General features: G+C 72.7%; 15 protein-coding genes. 5 read left to right on the top strand and 10 right to left on the bottom strand.

Going from position 1 to position 18605, the window contains the following annotated elements:
- Positions 1-39: 39 nt before the first annotated feature.
- Positions 40-2976 (bottom strand): dTMP kinase, encoded by a 2937-nt coding sequence (gene tmk, locus SXIM_RS12000; RefSeq protein WP_030735349.1) that lies wholly within the window; start codon positions 2974-2976, stop codon positions 40-42.
- Positions 2977-3134: 158 nt separating this feature from the next.
- Positions 3135-6044, bottom strand: a complete 2910-nt coding sequence (gene topA, locus SXIM_RS12005; protein WP_046723921.1) for a type I DNA topoisomerase — start codon at positions 6042-6044, stop codon at positions 3135-3137.
- A gap of 268 nt (positions 6045-6312) precedes the next feature.
- On the opposite strand from topA, the gene SXIM_RS12010 reads away from it, so the two are divergent.
- The 3 genes from SXIM_RS12010 to SXIM_RS12020 all read left to right on the top strand — a co-directional run bounded on the left by SXIM_RS12010 (position 6313) and on the right by SXIM_RS12020 (position 7621).
- On the top strand, positions 6313-6792 hold the full coding sequence (locus SXIM_RS12010) for a TM2 domain-containing protein (protein WP_030735354.1): 480 nt from the start codon (positions 6313-6315) through the stop codon (positions 6790-6792).
- Positions 6793-6830: 38 nt separating this feature from the next.
- Positions 6831-7241: a DUF2752 domain-containing protein gene (locus tag SXIM_RS12015; protein WP_174864315.1), complete on the top strand. Its 411-nt coding sequence runs from the start codon at positions 6831-6833 to the stop codon at positions 7239-7241.
- A 122-nt stretch (positions 7242-7363) separates the two neighbouring features.
- A complete protein-coding gene (locus SXIM_RS12020; RefSeq protein WP_030735359.1) occupies positions 7364-7621 on the top strand; it encodes a TM2 domain-containing protein in 258 nt (85 codons plus the stop codon).
- Positions 7622-7708: 87 nt separating this feature from the next.
- Here the strand turns inward: SXIM_RS12020 and SXIM_RS12025 are convergent, their stop codons facing one another.
- Genes SXIM_RS12025 through SXIM_RS12035 form a run of 3 tightly spaced genes read right to left on the bottom strand, consistent with a single transcriptional unit; the run spans position 7709 to position 10586 of the window.
- Complete coding sequence (locus SXIM_RS12025) at positions 7709-9226, bottom strand: DUF7059 domain-containing protein (protein ID WP_078846896.1); 1518 nt, start codon at positions 9224-9226, stop codon at positions 7709-7711.
- Positions 9227-9246: 20 nt separating this feature from the next.
- Positions 9247-9927: a hypothetical protein gene (locus tag SXIM_RS12030; RefSeq protein WP_030735370.1), complete on the bottom strand. Its 681-nt coding sequence runs from the start codon at positions 9925-9927 to the stop codon at positions 9247-9249.
- A 38-nt stretch (positions 9928-9965) separates the two neighbouring features.
- Positions 9966-10586 carry an HAD family hydrolase gene (locus SXIM_RS12035; RefSeq protein WP_046723925.1) on the bottom strand — a complete coding sequence of 207 codons (621 nt, stop codon included), beginning with the start codon at positions 10584-10586 and terminating at the stop codon, positions 9966-9968.
- Positions 10587-10873: 287 nt separating this feature from the next.
- Between SXIM_RS12035 and SXIM_RS12040 the strand changes: the two genes are divergently transcribed.
- On the top strand, positions 10874-11362 hold the full coding sequence (locus SXIM_RS12040; RefSeq protein ID WP_030735375.1) for a methylated-DNA--[protein]-cysteine S-methyltransferase: 489 nt from the start codon (positions 10874-10876) through the stop codon (positions 11360-11362).
- Positions 11363-11597: 235 nt separating this feature from the next.
- Here SXIM_RS12040 and SXIM_RS12045 read toward each other — a convergent pair whose 3' ends face one another.
- From SXIM_RS12045 to SXIM_RS12055, 3 genes are all read right to left on the bottom strand, one after another.
- A complete protein-coding gene (locus tag SXIM_RS12045; RefSeq protein ID WP_046723927.1) occupies positions 11598-13946 on the bottom strand; it encodes a sodium-translocating pyrophosphatase in 2349 nt (782 codons plus the stop codon).
- Between the two features lie 195 nt (positions 13947-14141).
- Positions 14142-14561: an ATP-binding protein gene (locus SXIM_RS12050; RefSeq protein ID WP_030735380.1), complete on the bottom strand. Its 420-nt coding sequence runs from the start codon at positions 14559-14561 to the stop codon at positions 14142-14144.
- 95 nt (positions 14562-14656) lie between these two features.
- Positions 14657-14998 carry an STAS domain-containing protein gene (locus SXIM_RS12055; RefSeq protein ID WP_026047464.1) on the bottom strand — a complete coding sequence of 114 codons (342 nt, stop codon included), beginning with the start codon at positions 14996-14998 and terminating at the stop codon, positions 14657-14659.
- A gap of 56 nt (positions 14999-15054) precedes the next feature.
- Here SXIM_RS12055 and SXIM_RS12060 point away from each other — a divergent pair, with 56 nt between their 5' ends.
- Positions 15055-17502: a DEAD/DEAH box helicase gene (locus SXIM_RS12060; RefSeq protein WP_030735387.1), complete on the top strand. Its 2448-nt coding sequence runs from the start codon at positions 15055-15057 to the stop codon at positions 17500-17502.
- Here SXIM_RS12060 and SXIM_RS28715 read toward each other — a convergent pair.
- Complete coding sequence (locus tag SXIM_RS28715) at positions 17456-18445, bottom strand: Rv3654c family TadE-like protein (protein WP_342783590.1); 990 nt, start codon at positions 18443-18445, stop codon at positions 17456-17458. The genes SXIM_RS12060 and SXIM_RS28715 overlap by 47 nt on opposite strands.
- Positions 18432-18569: a DUF4244 domain-containing protein gene (locus tag SXIM_RS12075; protein ID WP_234306929.1), complete on the bottom strand. Its 138-nt coding sequence runs from the start codon at positions 18567-18569 to the stop codon at positions 18432-18434. Before SXIM_RS12075 ends, SXIM_RS28715 begins: the two co-directional genes overlap by 14 nt.
- Between the last annotated feature and the right edge of the window lie 36 nt (positions 18570-18605).

An 18605-nucleotide genomic window follows, 5' to 3' on the forward strand; every position in this document is an offset into this window, starting at 1 on the left:
CGCAGGGGGAAGCGCCGTTGCACGCGTCGATCGGCCGGCTCAGCGGCCCTTGCCGTCCTCGTCCTCGTCGCGGCGGCGTCCCAGCAGCTCATCGGCGAGCGTCGGCAGATCATCGAGCGGGGTCTCCTCGGCCCACGCCGGACGCGACCGCTGCTGCGGATCCTGCGGGGGATTCCCGCGCCCTTCCTCGTCCACCTTCGGGATCGGCCGGGTCTCCCCCGCCTCGCCCGGCTTGGGCAGCACGCGCGTCTCGTCGTCCCCCGGGCCCGGGTACGAGTTCGGGATCTGCATCGTCTCGCTGTTGCTGTCGGCCCCGTCCGTGCCCGAGGGCCGGTCGGTGCCCTCGACCTGCGGGATCTGCACCGTCTCGCTGTTGTCGGCCTTCGCCAGCCGCGCCCGCTCGGCCGCGAGCAGCGCCTCCTCGGCCTTGCGCTGCACCTCCCGGCGCCGCTCCTCGGCCTGCGCCCGCAACCGCGCCTCCTCCTCGGCCTCCCGGCGAAGACGCTCCTCCTCGGCACGCCGCAGCCGCTCCTCGGCCTCCCGGCGGCGCCGCTCCTCCTCGGCCAGCCGGCGCGCCTCCTCGGCGACCCGCCGGGCCTCCTCGGCCTTGCGCCGCTCCTCGGCGAGCCGTGCTTCCTCGGCCTCGCGCGCCTTGCGTTCCTCTTCCTCCGCCCGCAGCCGCGCCAGCTCCTCCTGACGCTCCCGCTCCAGGCGCTCTTCCTCCTCCTTGCGCAGGCGCTCCTCCTCGGCGCGCCGCCGCGCCTCCTCCTCGGCCTTGCGCCGGGCCTCCTCCTGCTCCCGCAGCTCCTGCTCGCTCAGCGGCAGCATCTGGTCCAGCCGGTGCCGTGCCGCCGTGGTGACGGACTCCGGGTCCTGCCCGGCGTCGACCACCAGATAGCGCGCCGGGTCGGCGGCGGCCAGCGCCAGGAACCCGGACCGCACCCGCTGGTGGAACTCGCTCGGCTCCGACTCCAGGCGGTCCGGCGCCTCCGTGAACCGCTCGCGCGCCGTCTCCGGCGACACGTCCAGCAGCACGGTCAGGTGCGGCAGCAGCCCGTCCGTCGCCCACCGCGAGATCCGCGCCACCTCGGTGGCCGACAGGTCACGCCCGGCGCCCTGGTAGGCCACCGCCGAGTCGATGTACCGGTCGGAGATCACCACCGCGCCCCGCTCCAGCGCGGGCCGCACCACCGTCTCCACGTGCTCGGCCTTGTCCGCCGCGTACAGCAGCGCCTCGGCCCGGTGCGAGAGCCCGCCGGTGGAGACGTCCAGCAGGATCGTCCGCAGCCGCTGACCCACCGGCGTGGCTCCGGGCTCGCGGGTCACCACCACCTCGTGGCCCTTGCTGCGGATCCACTCGGCCAGCTTCTCCACCTGCGTGGTCTTGCCGGCCCCGTCGCCGCCCTCGACGACGATGAAGAACCCGTTCGCGGCCGTCGCCTGCGCCGGCTCCACGCCGCCGCCGCGCACGGCCGTCACCAGGTCACGGCGCAGCGGAACTCCGCGCCGGTCATCCGTACGGCCCAGCACCAGCGCTCCGACCGGCAGCAGCAGCGCACCGATGATCATGAGCGTGTACGCCGCGCCCCCGTGGTCGATGACGAAGTCGCCGCGCTCGACCCGGTGCGGGCCGATCAGCGCCGCCACCAGCGGGGCCACCAGGACCCCGAGCCCGACCGCGATCCGGACCACGGCGTGCAGGTGCTGCGTCAGCCGCGGCCGGCGGAACTCCTCGGTCTCCTGGTCCAGCAGGACGTGCCCGGTGGCCGCCGCGACCCCGGCCGCCACACCGGTGGCCACCGCCGTGAACAGCACGGTGGCCGGGTCGGCGATCATGCCGACCCCGAACAGACCCAGGCCCGTGACCGCCAGCGCCAGCGCGAAGACCCGCCGCCGCGACAGGGCGGGCAGCACCGCGGACGCCGAGCGCACCCCGGCCGCGACCCCGCCGGTCAGCCCGGCGACGAACAGCCCGTAGGCGACCGGACCGCCGCCGAACTCCAGAACCCGCAGCACGCCCAGCGCGACCGCCGCGGCCACCGCAGCCGCCAGCGCGGCGCACCCCAGCACCAGCACCGGGATCGCGCCCGTACGCCCGCGGTCCGGGGTGGTGCCGGCGGCCGGCCGGCGCAGCCCCTCCAGCGGGGAGACCGGGCGGCGCCCGTCGCCCACCGGCAGCTTCAGGAAGTACAGCACCGAGATCGAGGCGGCGAAGAAGCCGGCCGCAACGTACGAGGCCAGCGCCGCCTGGTGCTGGCCGAACCAGTCGATCCCGGTGGCCAGCAGATTGCTCACCAGGGTGACGGCCACCAGCACGGCGGCCGCGGCCGGCACCGACAGGAACGCGCTGCGCAGCCACAGCCGGCGCAGTGCCTCGCCGTGGTCGGGCAGCGGCCGTACGGCGGCGCCCTCCGGCGGCGGGGGCGGCAGCAGGGCGGGGGCCACGCCGTCCTTGGCGGTGGTCCACACCCGCTCGGCGAGCCCGGCCACACCGAGCGTCACCAGCAGATAGATGTACGCGCTGTCGGGCACCCACACGATCCACAGCGGGGCGACGATCAGCAGGGCGGCGCGCAGCCCGTCCACGCCGATCATCGTCCAGCGCCGGTCCAGCTTTCCGGCCGGCGCGAGCAGCTTGCTGACGGGCCCCAGCAGCAGGACGCCGCCCAGCACCCCGGCCGCCACCCGTACGGTCAGCGCGAGCGTGATGGCCAGCGCCACGCCCCGGTAGCCGCCGCCGAACAGCATCTCGCCGCCCGCGGTGACGTGGAACGCCGCCTGCACGGACAGCAGGGTGATCACCAGGACGGCGAGGATGTCGCCGATACCGCCGGTGAACTGCGCCTCCCACAGGCGCCGCAGCTCCGGCACCCGCAGCAACGCCCGCCGGGCGCGCTCCCGGGAGTCCGCGGCGAGTGCCTCGTCGGTGGCGCCGCAGGTGGGGTCAACAACCGGGTGTTGCTCTGCTCGCGTCATTCGGCCAGCGTAACCGCCACCACCGACACAGGCGTCAGCTACCCGAACATTTGCCCGGGGAACGACCGTGGCGGCGCCGCCATGAGCCACCCGGCCGTACGGCTTTCCTTCCGCACACACCGGCCGGGCTCCGCCTCCCGCGCGCCGCCCTGCCGGGGCTACTCCTCCGAGGGGCCGTTTTCGGCCTTTGACGTGGCCTTTTTCGCCGCCGAGGTTTTCTTCGCCGCGGTCGTCTTCTTGGCCGCCGTCTTCGTCGCCGCCGAGGTTTTCTTCGCGGCGGTCTTCTTCGCCGCGGTGGTCTTGGCGGCGGCCTTCTTCGTGGTCGTCTTCTTCGCCGCGGCCTTCTTGGTGGTCTTCTTGGCCGCCGTCTTCTTCGCGGTCTTCTTCGCCGGCCCCTTGGCCCGCTTCTCCGCCAGCAGCTCGAACCCACGTTCAGGGGTGATGGTTTCGGGATCGTCGTCCCGCCGCAGCGTCGCGTTCGTCTCGCCGTCCGTCACGTAGGGACCGAACCGCCCGTCCTTCACCACCACCGGAGCCTGCGTCACCGGGTCGGTCCCCAGTTCCTTCAGCGGCGGCTTGGCCGCGGCCCGCCCGCGCTTCTTCGGCTGGGCGTAGATCGCCTGCGCCTGCTCCAGGGTGATCGTGAACAGCTGCTCCTCGCTCTCCAGCGAGCGCGAGTCCGTCCCCTTCTTCAGGTACGGGCCGTACCTGCCGTTCTGCGCGGTGATGTCGTCACCGGACTCCGGGTCGGTACCCACCACACGCGGCAACGACAGCAGCTTCAGCGCGTCGTCCAGCGTGATCGTGTCCAGCCGCATCGTCTTGAACAGCGAGGCGGTACGCGGCTTCACGGCGTTCTTGCCGGTCTTCGGCGTACCCTCCGGCAGCACCTCCGTGACGTACGGGCCGTACCGCCCGTCCCGTCCCACGATCGGGTGCCCGCTGACCGGGTCGGTGCCCAGCTCGAAGTCGCCGCTGGGCTTCGCCAGCAGCTCCTTCGCCAGCTCCACCGTCAGCTCGTCCGGCGGCAGTTCGTCCGGCACGTCCGCGCGCTTGCCCGGCTCGCCCTCCGCCGCGCCCTCCTCGGGCGGCGCCTCCACGTACGGGCCGTACCGGCCCACCCGCAGCACGATGCCCTCACCGACCGGGAAGGAGGAGATCTCCCGGGCGTCGATCGCGCCCAGGTCGGTGACCAGCTCCTTGAGCCCGCCCAGGTGGTCGCCGTCGCCGTTGCCTGCCTCCGCCGCGACCCCGACACCCTCGCCGCCCTCACCGAAGTAGAAGCGGCGCAGCCACGGCACCGCCTCCGCGTCGCCGGTGGCGATCCGGTCGAGGTCGTCCTCCATCTTGGCGGTGAAGTCGTAGTCCACCAGCCGCCCGAAGTGCTGCTCCAGCAGATTGACCACGGCGAAGGAGAGGAAGGACGGCACCAGTGCCGTCCCCTTCTTGAAGACGTAGCGCCGGTCCAGGATGGTGCCGATGATCGAGGCGTACGTGGACGGCCGCCCGATCTCCCGCTCCTCCAGCTCCTTGACCAGGCTGGCCTCGGTGTACCGGGCCGGCGGTTTGGTGGAGTGCCCGTCCGCCGCCAGCTCGCGCGCGGCCAACGGGTCGCCCTCGGCGACCTGCGGCAGCCGCCGCTCGCGGTCGTCCAGTTCGGCGTTGGGGTCGTCCGCGCCCTCCACGTACGCCTTCATGAAGCCGTGGAAGGTGATGATCTTTCCGGTGGCGCCGAACTCGCAGTCCTGCCCGCCCGCGCCGGTCCCGGCGACGCGCACCGCCACCGACTGGCCGACCGCGTCCTTCATCTGCGAGGCGACGGTCCGCTTCCAGATCAGCTCGTACAGCCGGAACTGCTCGCCGGTCAGGCCCGTCTCGGCCGGGGTGCGGAAGCGGTCGCCCGAGGGGCGGATCGCCTCGTGCGCCTCCTGCGCGTTCTTCACCTTGCTGGCGTACGTGCGCGGCTTCTCCGGCAGGTACTCCCGCCCGTACAGCTGCGTCACCTGCGCCCGCGCCGCCGCGACGGCCGTCTCCGACAGCGTGGTCGAGTCGGTCCGCATATAGGTGATGAAGCCGTTCTCGTACAGCCGCTGCGCCACCTGCATGGTGGCCTTCGCACCCATCCCCAGCTTGCGCGACGCCTCCTGCTGGAGGGTGGTGGTGCGGAAGGGCGCGTACGGGGAGCGCCGGTACGGCTTGGACTCCACCGAGCGGACGGAGAACGCCGCGCCGGCCAGGCTCTGCGCCAGCTCCCGCGCCGCCGCCTCGTCCAGCTGGCGCACCTGCCCGGGGTTCTTGAGCTGCCCGTCCGGGCCGAAGTCGCGGCCCTGCGCGATGCGCCGTCCGTCGACCGACACCAGGCGGGCGCCGAAGGTGTCCGGGCCGCCGTCGGCGCCGCCGCCGTCCGTGGCGAACGTCCCCGTCAGGTCCCAGTACGCGGCCGGGTGGAACGCGATCCGCTCGCGCTCGCGCTCCACGACCAGCCGGGTGGCCACGGACTGCACCCGTCCCGCCGACAGCCGGGGCATGACCTTCTTCCACAGCACCGGCGAGACCTCGTACCCGTAGAGCCGGTCGAGGATGCGGCGGGTCTCCTGGGCGTCGACCAGCAGCTGGTTCAGCTCGCGCGGGTTGTTGACGGCCGCCCGGATGGCGTCCCGGGTGATCTCGTGGAAGACCATCCGGCGCACCGGCACCTTGGGCTTGAGGACCTCGCGCAGATGCCAGGCGATCGCCTCGCCCTCGCGGTCCTCATCGGTGGCCAGGTAGAGCTCGTCGGATTCGGCCAGCAGCTCCTTGAGCTTTCTGACCTGGTCCTTCTTGTCACTGTTGACGACGTACAGCGGCTGGAAGCCGGCGTCCACGTTCACGCCGAGCCGGGCCCAGGACTCCCCCTTGTACTTGGCCGGAACCTCGGCGGCACCGTTCGGCAGATCGCGGATGTGTCCGACGCTCGCCTCTACCACATAGCCCGGGCCGAGGTAGCCCTTGATCGTCTTGGCCTTGGCGGGCGACTCGACAATGACAAGCCGGCGTCCGCCGTTCGTGGTCTCGCTGGTCGGGGACAACTTCTCGCTCTCTTCTCTCCGGTTTCTCCGGTAGCTCTCGGCGTGCTGCGTGCGATACGTACGGGGTGGGTACGCTCGCCGCGCCCCGTGCGGAGTGTGACGCTACCTCCCGGCTCCGTGTCAAACGGGAATACCCCGCGACGCCACTCGAACCGTAACCCGACAGCCCGCGTTCCCGCCGCCCCATGCCCCTGGCAGGATGTCGGCCGTGGCCCCGGTCCGTCCCTGACCGGCCGCCCATCCGCTCATCCATCCGCAAGGGGGACTCATGACCGACCAGAATCCGTATCAGCAGCCGCCGCCGGACCCGAACCAGAACCCGTATCAGCAGCCGGGTCAGCCGGGGACTCCGCCGCCCGGGGGTCAGCCCGGCCAGCCGGGTTACGGCTACCCGCAGCAGCCGACCGGCCCGATGCCGGGCGCGCCCGGTGGCGGTTACGGCCAGTACCCGCCGCCCGGGTACGGCCAGCAGCCCGGCGCGGCCTACGGTGCGGTCGACCCCAACGCGCCGTTCGGCTACGACCAGTACGGCCGGCCGTACTCCTCCAAGTCGAAGATCATCGCGGGCGTGCTCCAGCTGGTGCTCGGCGGTGTCGGCGCGGGCCGCTGGTACACCGGCCACTACGGCCTGGCGGTGGCCCAGCTGCTCACCTGTGGCGGCATGGGCATCTGGTCGCTGATCGACGGCATCCTGTTCCTGGTGAAGGACGACCGCACCGACTCCGACGGCCGCGTCCTCAAGAGCTGACGGGGACCGGGGCCGGACCGGGTGGCGAGGGGAGACGGGTGAGCAGCATCACGCGGGGACGGCGGCGGTTCCACCCCGCGGTGCTGCCGCTGGCCACCCTCGCCGCCGGCCTGGCCGGCTCCGTCTATCTGTGGCACACCAATCCGCACGAGGGCGGCGGGCTGCTGCCGCGCTGCCCCGTCAACTGGGCGACCGGGCTGCAGTGTCCCGCCTGCGGCGGTACCCGGATGGCGTACGACCTGCTGCACGGAGACGTGGCCGCGGCGCTGCACGACAACGCCGTGCTGCTGCTTCTCGGGGTGCCGCTCGCGGCGTGGGTGGGGGGCCGCTGGCTGTACGAGGGGCTGCGCGGGCGCCGTTACGTGCCCCGGCTCGGTGGCCGCGCCGGGATGGCGGCGATCGTCGGGATCGCGGTGGTATGGGCTGTTGTGCGCAATGTGATGGGGTAACGGATCTCACTTGTGTATCGGTGGCAGATCCAGTGCAACCAGGAGGGGTTCCGGGGTGTCTGAGCACCAACAAGCCAACCGGCTTGTCAGTTGATCGCACCATTCGGAACGGAATCCCGCTCATGACCTATCCCCCGGCCCCCGCTCCCGGTGTCCCCGCCGGCGCTCCCGAGTCCCCCAAGTCCAAGGTCGTCGCCGGCATCCTGCAGATCCTGCTCGGCGGTGTCGGCGCCGGCCGCTGGTACACCGGCCACTACGGCATGGCCGTGGCCCAGCTGCTGACCTGCGGTGGCCTGGGCATCTGGGCCCTGATCGACGGCATCCTCTTCCTGGTCAAGGAAGACCGCACGGACTCCGACGGCCTGGTCCTGAAGAAGTAATCCGACGGCACCAGGCGGAGGGCCGCCCCGGGACGCCCGGGGCCGGCCCTTTTGCCGTGCCGCCGCCCTCCCGTCCGGTCACACCGGTCACACCGGCAGCAGGAACCCGTCGCCCACCAGGGTCCGCAGCACCTCGGGCACCCCGGCCCGTACCTGCCCCGGATCCGCCTCCAGCAACTGCGCGATGGCGTCGACGATGACCCCGGCCGGCAGCGTCCCGTCGCAACTGCCCGCGAGCGCCGCACCCACCGTGTCCACCGAGTGCGCCCGCATCATCCCGTGCCGCTGCCGCAGCACCACGTGCTCCGGGTCCTCCGCGCCCGGCGCGCCCACCTGCTCCTGCACCACCCCGTCCGCCAGCGTGTACCGCGCCGCCAGCAGCGCCTGGTCGTCGTGCTCCCGCAGGAAGTCGGCGAGCGCGAAGTGCCGCCGTACGGTCTCCCCCAGCGGCTGCTCCACCGCGTGCGGCCACTCCTCCACCGTGATGGCGGGCCGGTCGGTTCCGGTCTTGCGCAGCGTGATCCAGCCGAAGCCCACGCCCCGGGTGCGCCGGCGCTCGAATTCGGCCAGCCACTCCCCGTACAGCCGCTCGTACGCGTCCGGGTCGCCCCGGTGCGCCCCCGCGTCCCGCAGCCACAGCTCGGTGTACTCCGTCACGTCCTGCCGCTCGCGCTGCACGATCCACGCGTCGCAGCCGGCCGGCACCCAGGAGGCCAGCCGCTCCCGCCAGTCCTCGCCCTCCACGTGCTGCCAGTTGGCGAGCAGCTGGCACCAGCCGCCGTCGTTCAACCGCGCCGCGGACTGCTCCACCAGGGTGCGGCACAGCTCGTCACCGTCCATCCCGCCGTCCCGGTAGGTGAGCGCGTCCGTGTCGTCCCGGCGCGGCGAGATGACGAACGGCGGGTTGGCGACGATCAGATCGAAGCCCGCCTCGCGCGCCACCGGCTCGAACAGGGAGCCCTGCCGCAGCTCCGGCTCCGCGGCGCCCGACAGCGCGAGGGTGAGCGCCGCCATCCGCAGCGCGCGCGGGTTCACATCGGTGGCCACCACGCGCTCGGCGTGCTGTGCGGCGTGCAGCGCCTGGATTCCGGAACCGGTCCCCAGGTCGAGCACGCGCCCCACCGGCTGCCGCACGGTCAGCTGGGCCAGCGTCATGGAGGCCCCGCCGACGCCCAGCACCACATCGCGTTCCTTGCCGCCGGCGCCGCCGGCACCGCCGACGCCGAACCCCGGGTCGGAGACGACCCACCAGTCCTCGCCGTCCGGGCCGGGGTACGGGCGGACGTCGACGGTGGCCCGCACGGACGGGCCCTCGCGCACCAGCCAGCCGTCGCCCAGGAGTTCATCGGCCGGGAGCACGGCGCGCGCCGACTCGTAGGGCACGGGCCGCTGCAGCAGGAACAGCCGCACGAGTACGGCCGCGGCGCCGTCGTCACCGTGGATCGCGCGGGCCGCCGGGACGGTCTCGCCACGGGCCAGGGCGGCGTACGCGGGGGCGCCCAGCAAGTCCAGCAGGCCGTCGGCGGTAAAGGCGTCCGCCGCCAGCGCCGCCCGGAGGCGGGCGGTACCGGCGGCGGTGGGGAGGGGGAGATCAGCAGTGCTCACCCTGCCATTGTGGGGCGCGCTCAGGCGTCGTCGGCGTCGGCGTCCGCCGCGTCGTCGGCACCGTCCGTGTCCTCATCGCCCTCGGCGTCGGCGTCCGCGTCCTTCCCGGCGTCGGCGTCCTCCTGGTTCTCGCTGCCGGAACCGGACGGGGCGGGCGAGCTCTGGCAGCCCTCCTGCTTCAGCATCGCCGTGCGCAGATCCCCCGACTGCAACTCGCTCAGCGCCTGGTCACCGCTCTGCCCCAGCGTGCTCAGCTGGCCCGCGATGTCCTTCAGGCCGTCGGAGAACGCGGACACGTCATCCGGGTTCAGCTCGTCGACCGAGGTCTTCAGACCGGCGTACGACTCGGAGATGCTGTTCAGCTCACCGACCGCGTCCTGCCGCAGTTGCGCTCCGTTGTCGACCGGCGGGTCCCCGGCGTCATTGACGATGGTGGCGAGCGAGGAGTAGGCGTCGGAGATCTCCTGGAACGCCGCGGAGTCCGCCTGCTGCACCTCGGCGGCGGGCTTGCCGCCCTGGCTGGCCTCGGTGATGGAGGCGCTGGCGGAACGGATCTTCTCGACCTCCGGCTGCATCTTGTCGCAGACGGACTTGGCCCATTCGTCGGCCTTGGCGTTGTCGTCGCTCCCGCACCCCGTCAGCGTGAGCGTGAGCGCCAGCACCGCGCCGCTTGACCATGTGACCGCGCGTCCGTAGTACACCGTTCCCTCATCCCTTCGAGCCGCTGGGGCGGAACCTACTACGCCGTCGATCCCTCTTCCGAGTGACGGGCGGTGCGGTCGCCCCGGATTGCAGCCATTTGCATCAGCGGCACCAGCATCTCCCGCAACTGACCGGCGTCTTGATAGTGCACCCCGGTCATTCCGGTTCTCCGTGCCGCCTGGACATTCTCCAGGGCATCGTCGACGAACAGACACCGGCCCGGCGCCACCCCCGCCCGCCGGGCCGCGATCTCGTAGATTCCGGGCTGCGGCTTGGCGATGCCGATCCGCGCCGAGTTGACCACCCCGTCGGCCACATCGGCGGCGCCGAGACGCGCGAGGTCCGCCTCCAGGCGGGTGGTGCCGTTGGACACCAGCACCACCGGCACCTTGCGGCGCACCTCCCGCAGCATCCCCGCCACCTCGGGATCCAGCCGCCCGGCCCCCGCCGACCATTCGTCGGCCAGCGCACGCTGACCGGCGGGCAGCAGCTCACGCACGGCGGCCCGCCACTGCTCGTCCGTGACCGCTCCGGTGACGGCGGCCAGCAGCCGGTCGGGCTGGAACGCCAGCTCGTACACCGGGCGCATCCGCTCCCGGTCCGTGTCGTCCCACAGCCGCAGCACCCCGTCGATGTCGCACAGCACCGCACCCAGCACGTTTCGTCACCTCAACAAGTCGGCCCAGGAATGGGACCCGTACACGAGCGAGATCGCGTCGCAGCGAAGTCGATCTCATCCTTCACCCGGGGAGCGTCCGCCGTGTGGAGGAGCTGCGCCTGAGGCACCGGATGGGGCACGCCTTCCCCGCTCACGGCGCTCGATTCCCGAATGGGTGGCCCTACCCGGTGTGCGGGCGGGCCCACTGTCATGTCCGAAATCCGCCGGACCCGGGGCCGGTGAGGGCGCAGGCTGGCAGGTGAGAGTGGAGAGGGAGAGAGAAACCGATGACGACGACCACGGTATGGACACGTACGGACAGCCCGGTGGGTGAGCTGGTGCTGGTGGGCGACCCCGGCGGCGCCCTGTCGGCCATCGGGCTCCCGGAGTCGCCGAAGGGCTTCGCCGTCGACCCCGGCTGGCGGCGCGACGACGCGGTGTTCGCGGACGCCGTGCGGCAGCTGGCCGAGTACTTCGCAGGGCGCCGTACCCGCTTCGAGCTGACGTACCTCCCCCTCGGTTCGGAGTTCCGGCGCCGGGTGTGGGCGGCGCTGGAGGACATTCCGTACGGCACGACGACGACGTACGGTGCTGTCGCCGAGGCGATCGGGGCGTCGCGGGCGGCGGTACGTGCCGTGGGCGGCGCGATCGGGGCGAATCCGCTCATGCTGGTACGCCCCTGTCACCGGGTGATCGGCGCGGACGGCTCGCTGACCGGCTACGCGGGCGGCATCGAGCGCAAGCGGCTGTTGCTGGAGCGGGAAGGGGCGCTGTGAGCGAAGCGGCCGGAACGGAGGCGGGTGCGGGCGCGGGGCGGCTGCGCCGGGCCGGCGTGTTGCGGCCGGCCCGGGCGCGGGATGCTGTGTGGGGTCTGGCCCTGGCGGCCGCCGTCACGGCCGGGGCGCACGCGGCGGCGGGTCCGCGTCGTGCCCCGGGACCGGCCGCACGGGGCCGACGGCCGAGAGCCGGGTGCCGAGGCGTGGCGACCGGGACCGAGGGGGAGCGACCGGGTCAGCGTCCGGGAACGGGCGCGGCACTCACCTCCTCGTGCTCCTCGTCGTCCTCGACCGCGATGCCGCGCCGCTTGGAGACGTACACGGCTCCGACGATGATGACGAGGGCGACGGCGGTGATCAGGGCCCGCAGCGGCCCGCTCGCGTCGTCTCCGTAGCTGAGCGTGACGACTGCGGGGGCGATCAGCAGGGCCACCAGGTTCATGACCTTCAGCAGCGGGTTGATGGCCGGGCCCGCGGTGTCCTTGAACGGGTCGCCGACCGTGTCCCCGATGACGGTGGCCGCGTGCGCCTCGCTGCCCTTGCCGCCGTGGTGGCCGTCCTCGACGAGCTTCTTGGCGTTGTCCCAGGCGCCGCCGGAGTTCGCCAGGAACACGGCCATCAGGATGCCGGCCGCGATCGATCCGGCGAGGTAGGAGCCCAGCGCGCCGACCCCGAGGCTGAAGCCGACCGCGATCGGGGCCAGCACCGCCAGCAGGCCGGGGGTGGCCAGCTCGCGCAGTGAGTCGCGGGTGCAGATGTCCACGACCTTGCCGTACTCGGGCTGCTCGCTGTGGTCCATGATCCCGGGGCGCTCGCGGAACTGCCGGCGCACCTCGTACACCACGGAGCCCGCCGAGCGCGAGACGGCGTTGACGGCGAGCCCGGAGAACAGGAAGACCACCGCCGCCCCGATGATCAGACCGACGAGGTTGTTGGGCTGCGATATGTCCAGGGACAGCAGCGTCACATCGGTGATCTTCTCCACCCCCACGTCTCCGATGGCGGTGGCGATGGCGTCCCGGTACGAGCCGAACAACGCCGCGGCGGCCAGCACCGCCGTGGCGATGGCGATGCCCTTGGTGACGGCCTTGGTGGTGTTGCCGACCGCGTCGAGATCGGTGAGCACCCGGGCGCCCTCGCCCTCCACGTCGCCGGACATCTCGGCGATGCCCTGCGCGTTGTCGGCGACGGGGCCGAAGGTGTCCATGGCGACGATGACCCCGACCGTCGTCAGCAGCCCGGTACCCGCCAGGGCCACCGCGAACAGCGCCAGCATGATCGTCGAGCCGGCCAGCAGGAACGCCGCGTACACGCTCAGACCCACCAGCAGCGCCGTGTAGACGGCCGACTCCAGACCGAGTGAGAACCCGGCGAGCACCACGGTGGCGGGCCCGGTCCGCGAGGTCTTGCCGATGTCCCGCACGGGACGCCGGGACGGCTCGGTGAAGTAGCCGGTGAGCTGCTGGATGAGGGCGGCCAGCACGATGCCGATGGCCACGGCGGCGAGCGCGAACAGCCGGGGGTCGGCGTCGTGCCCGGCGATCTCCGGATCGCCGATCCCGGACAGCTCGGCGAAGGAGGCCGGGAGGTACGCGTAGGCGGCGACCGCCACCAGCACCAGCGAGATACCCGCCGAGAGGAAGAAGCCACGGTTGATGGCGGTCATGCTGCTGCGATCCCCGCGCCGCGGTGCGACGAGGAAGATCCCGGCCATGGCGGTGAGGACACCGATCGCCGGGACCAGCAGCGGGAAGGCCAGCCCGGCGTCACCGAAGGCCACCGTGCCCAGGATCAGGGCGGCGACCAGCGTCACCGCGTACGACTCGAACAGGTCGGCCGCCATGCCCGCGCAGTCGCCGACGTTGTCGCCCACGTTGTCGGCGATGGTGGCGGCGTTGCGCGGGTCGTCCTCGGGGATGCCCTGCTCGACCTTGCCGACCAGGTCGGCGCCGACATCGGCTGCCTTGGTGAAGATGCCGCCGCCCACCCGCATGAACATCGCGATCAGCGCGGCGCCCAGACCGAAGCCCTCCAGCACCTTGGGCGCGTCGGCCGCGTACACGAGCACCACGCAGGCGGCGCCGAGCAGCCCGAGGCCGACCGTGCACATGCCGACCACACCGCCGGTACGGAACGCGATCCGCATCGCCCGATGCCGAGCCGGTACCGCGTCGCGCTCATCGGCCGCACGCGCCGCTGCCGCCACCCGCACATTACTGCGCACCGCCAGCCACATTCCGATGTAACCGGTGGCGGCGGAGAAAAGCGCGCCGATCAGGAAGAACAGCGAACGGCCGATGCGCTGATTCCAGTCGTCGGCCGGCAGCAGAAAGAGCAGAAAGAACACGACGACGGCGAAAACCGAGACCGTGCGCAACTGGCGGGCGAGATAGGCGTTCGCCCCCTCCTGCACGGCGGCGGCGATCTTCTGCATGCCGGCGGTGCCCTCACCGGCGGCGAGCACCTGCCGGGCCAGCACCACGGCCAGGCCCAGCGCGGCGGCGGCGACCACCGCGATGATCACCACCAGGCCACGATCACCACCGGTCAACTCGGCGGCATGGATGTACGGAATTCCCGCCATTCGTCCTCCTTGACGCTCAGGCGTTGATCCGAAACGGACGTGGCCGGAGTGTAGGGAGAACTACGCGATCCAAAAAGGGGATGCGAAAGGAAAACGTGCGATCAATAACGGGGAAAGATCGAAGAAGGAAAGAGATCAAGAAATCGGTGGATCAAGAAATCCGCCCGGGAAAGGGATCACGGAGCGCAGGCCGGATCAGGAGAAAGCGGCGTCCATGGTGGGCCAGCTCATCCGGATCGCACCGCCGTGCTCATCGGCGATGACCTCCACGTCGTCCACCAGACCGCTGATCACCGCGAGCCCCAGCTCATCCGTCTCCTCGGCGGCCTCCGCCGCCGGCTTGCCGTGCGGCACCTGCACCACGCTCGGCGCGTCGTCCCCGACCTCGATCGTGAACGACTTCTCCGCCTCGGTGAGGGTCACGCGCACCGGGGACGTCAGCCCGTGCGCCGTGTGCAACCCCACGGCACGGCTGCACGCCTCACCCACCGCGAGCCGCAGCTCGTCCAGCGCCGACTCGTCGACGCCGGCCCGCCGCGCCACCGCGGCGGCCACCAGCCGGGCGGTCCGCACATGCTCGGGCGACGCGCTGAAGCGAAGTTCGACGGTGGCCATGCCATCCCCCTCGGTCGTACACGGACACCGCCCCGGGGACCGATGCCGGTCCGGGGCGGCTCACAGTGATGATGTCGTACGGATCCCGCGCCGACTCAGTCGGTCGCCGCGATCGCCTCTTCGACCGACTCGTGGATCGGGAACACCTTCGTCAGACCGGTGATCCGGAAGATCTTCAGGATCCGCTCCTGGTTGCACACCAGCCGCAGCGAACCCTCCTGGGCCCTGACCCGCTTCAGACCACCAACCAGCACACCCAGACCGGTGGAGTCCAGGAAGTCCACGCGCTCCATGTCCACCACCAGGTGGTGATTGCCCTCATTCACCAGCTCTACCAGCTGTTCGCGCAGCTTGGGCGCGGTGTATACGTCAATCTCGCCACCGACCTCGACGACCGTACGGTCACCTACGGTCCTGGTCGAAAGGGACAGGTCCACGGACTCCTCCAGCACCTTGCTAACGAGCGGTCGCCCCCCATGGATCGGCAGCCGCCATGGCATTCAATCACCTACCGCCTGCCCACGACGACGTCTTACAGCCATTGTCCGTCCAACCAGTGACAGACTCGGTGCTGATGTCCCACGACCAGCCACCGCCAATCGCAGGCGTCCCCGCCGCCCGCCGGCCCTCCCCGGGGGAGGTGCTGGCGCGCCTGGGCAGGCCAAGTGACCGCTCCGAGCGGATCACCCATACGGAGCACCTGCCCGCCAGAACGGGCCGTCATGCCCCCTGGCCGCAAGGGATACCGAGCGCGATCACCGACGCCGTACGGGCCGCCGGCATCGACCTGCCCTGGGCCCACCAGGCACGTACCGCCGAGCTCGCGCTGGCCGGCACCTCCGTCGTGCTGTCCACCGGCACCGCCTCCGGCAAGTCCCTCGCCTATCAGGTGCCCCTGCTGACCGGGCTGCTCGACGGCGGCACCGCGCTCTACCTCGCCCCCACCAAGGCCCTGGCCGCCGACCAGCGCCGCGCCCTGCGCGCCCTGGCCGCCCCCCTGGGGAGCGCCGTACGACCCGCCGTGTACGACGGCGACACCCCGCCCGAGGAACGCACCTGGGCGCGCGAGCACGCCAACGCGCTGCTCACCAACCCCGACATGCTGCACCGGTCCCTGCTGCCGGGACACCGCCGCTGGTCCGGCTTCCTGCGCCGGCTGCGCTATGTCGTCGTCGACGAGTGCCACGTCTACCGGGGCGTCTTCGGCTCGCACGTCGCCCAGGTGCTGCGCCGGCTGCGCCGGGTCGCCGGCCACCACGGCGCCGAACCGGTCTTCGTGCTCGCCTCCGCCACCACCGCGGAACCGGGCGCCGCAGCCACCCGCCTCACCGGGCTGCCCGTGACCGAGGTCACCGAGGACTCCGCCCCGCGCGGCGAGGTCGTCTTCGCCCTGTGGGAGCCACCCCTCACCGAGGCCCACGGGGAACGCGGCGCACCGCTGCGCCGCACCGCCACCGCAGAGAGCGCCGACCTGCTCACCGACCTCACGGTCGCCGGCGCCCGCACCGTCGCCTTCGTGCGCTCGCGGCGCGGCGCCGAACTGATCTCGCTGATCGCCCAGGAACGTCTCGCCGAGGTGGACCGCTCCCTGGCGGGCCGGGTCCAGGCGTACCGGGGCGGCTACCTCCCCGAGGAACGCCGCGCCCTGGAACGCGCCCTGCACAGCGGTGAACTGCTGGGACTCGCCGCCACCAACGCCCTGGAGCTGGGCGTGGACATCGCGGGCCTGGACGCCGTGATCCTGGCCGGCTACCCGGGGACCCGGGCCTCGCTGTGGCAGCAGGCCGGGCGGGCGGGACGCAGACGGCAGGGCGCGCTGGCCGTGATGGTGGCCCGCGACGACCCGCTGGACACCTACCTGGTGCACCACCCAGAGGCGCTCTTCCGGCAGCCGGTCGAATCGACGGTGCTGGACCCGGCCAACCCGTACGTGCTCGCCCCGCACCTGTGCGCGGCGGCGGCCGAGGTCCCGCTCACCGAGGCGGACGGCGGTGAGGACCTGTTCGGCGCGGCGGGGGGCGCGCTGCTGCCCAAACTGGCCGACCGCGGCCTGCTGCGCCGCCGCGGCACCGGCTGGTACTGGACGCGCCGCGAGCGGCCCGCCGACCTCGTCGACATCCGCGGACAGGGCGGGCGGCCGGTGCAGGTGGTGGAGCAGGCCACCGGGCGGCTGCTGGGCACGGTGGACGCGTCCGCCGCCCACTCCACCGTTCACGAGGGCGCCGTCCACCTCCACCGGGGCTCCAGCTACGTCGTGCGGGAACTGGACCTGACGGACTCCGTCGCCCTGGTCGAGGAGTCGAGCCCGCCCTGGTCCACCTCGGCGCGTGATGTCGCCGACATCTCGATCCTGGAGACGGAGACCGAGATCCCGTGGGGCCCGGCGAAGCTGTGCTTCGGCTCGGTGGAGGTGACCAACCAGGTCGTCTCCTATCTGCGCCGCAAACTGCTGACGGGCGAGATCCTGGGCGAGACCAGCCTGGACCTGCCGCCGCGCTCGCTGCGCACCCGGGCGGTGTGGTGGACGGTCACCGAGGACCAACTGGACGCGGCCCGGATCACCCCGGAGATCCTCCCGGGCGCCCTGCACGCCGCCGAACACGCCTCCATCGGCATGCTGCCGCTGTTCGCCACCTGCGACCGCTGGGACATCGGTGGCGTCTCCACCGCCCTGCACCCCGACACACTCCTTCCGACGGTCTTCGTCCACGACGGCCATCCGGGCGGGGCGGGCTTCGCCGAGCGCGGGTTCCACACCGCCCGCGCCTGGCTGACCGCCACCCGGGATGCGATCGCCGCCTGCGGCTGCGAGGCCGGCTGCCCGTCGTGCGTCCAGTCGCCCAAGTGCGGCAACGGCAACGAGCCCCTGCACAAGCGCGGCGCCATCCGGCTGCTCACGGAACTGCTGCGTCATGAGGCCCCGCCCGAGCCCGCGCCGTGACGGTGTAAGGGCCCACGCCGCCCTCGACCGAGAGGTCGGAGATCTCCCCGGCCATGTCGCAGCGCGCCAGTCGCACCCGATGCGCGAGCGCCACCCGTTCGGCCGCCGCACAGGCCGTACGGGACCCGCCGAGTGCGTGGTCGGCGGCGGCGAGCGCCGCCAGGTCGGCACCGGTGGCGACCCTTTGCCGTACCTCGACCACCTGTCCCAGGACGAGGACGGCGCCGAACGCCCCGCACAGCAGCGCCCCGACCGCCGCCCCCCACACGGAGGCGATCCCCCGATCGTCCCGGCCGAGCGGGGTGGCGGCCCGGCCGTGCCCGGTGCATGGCCCGGAGTCGGACCGTGACGACGGACGGTCGCCGGCCCGCCGGCCCCGCCGCCCCCTTGCCACGCGGGCCGCCGACCCGCCGGTGACCGGCGCCCGGCCCTTCGGTGCCCCGCTCGGACCGGTGAAGCGTCCAGGCTCCTCCCGGACCCCGCCATGAGCGTCGACGGGGACGGGACCCTCCCGGGCCTCGGCGTGGGCGGCGGCGAGGGCAGGCTCTTCGCGGGCGTCGGCCTGAGCGATGGCAGGAACAGGGCTCTCCCGAGGCTCGGCATGGGCGGTGGCGGCGGCGGAGACGTCGAGTCCCAGGGCGGCGGGGCCGGGGGTTCGGGCCCGGACCTCCACCCGTTGCAGCTGATCCTCGGTGTGCAACCGGACATCCGCGCCCTGGGGCGCAGCGGCCCGCGCCACCGCCAGCACGACGGAGGCCGGTTCGCCCCGGGCGGCCGCGCGGGTCGCGGCCCGCGCGGCGTCACCGCAGCGCAACTGGGTCGCCACCGCGCCCAGTGCCCACAGCAGCATGGCGAGCAGAGCCACCAGCGCGGGCGCGACAATGGCCGTCTCGGCGGTGACATAGCCCCGTTCGCGCCCACGGCGACGCTCACAGCGGCCCACTGAACGCCTGCTCGATCGTGCCGCGCAGCAGGCTGACAACGGTGTCCGAGGTGAGCACCTGGTACAGCACGGCGGCCAGCGCCGCCGCCGCGATGGTTCCCACCGCGTACTCGGCCGTGCTCATCCCGGCGTCACCTCGCGCACCCCGCAGCGCACTCCG

It is taken from the genome of Streptomyces xiamenensis, from assembly GCF_000993785.3.
Classification (GTDB): domain Bacteria; phylum Actinomycetota; class Actinomycetes; order Streptomycetales; family Streptomycetaceae; genus Streptomyces; species Streptomyces xiamenensis.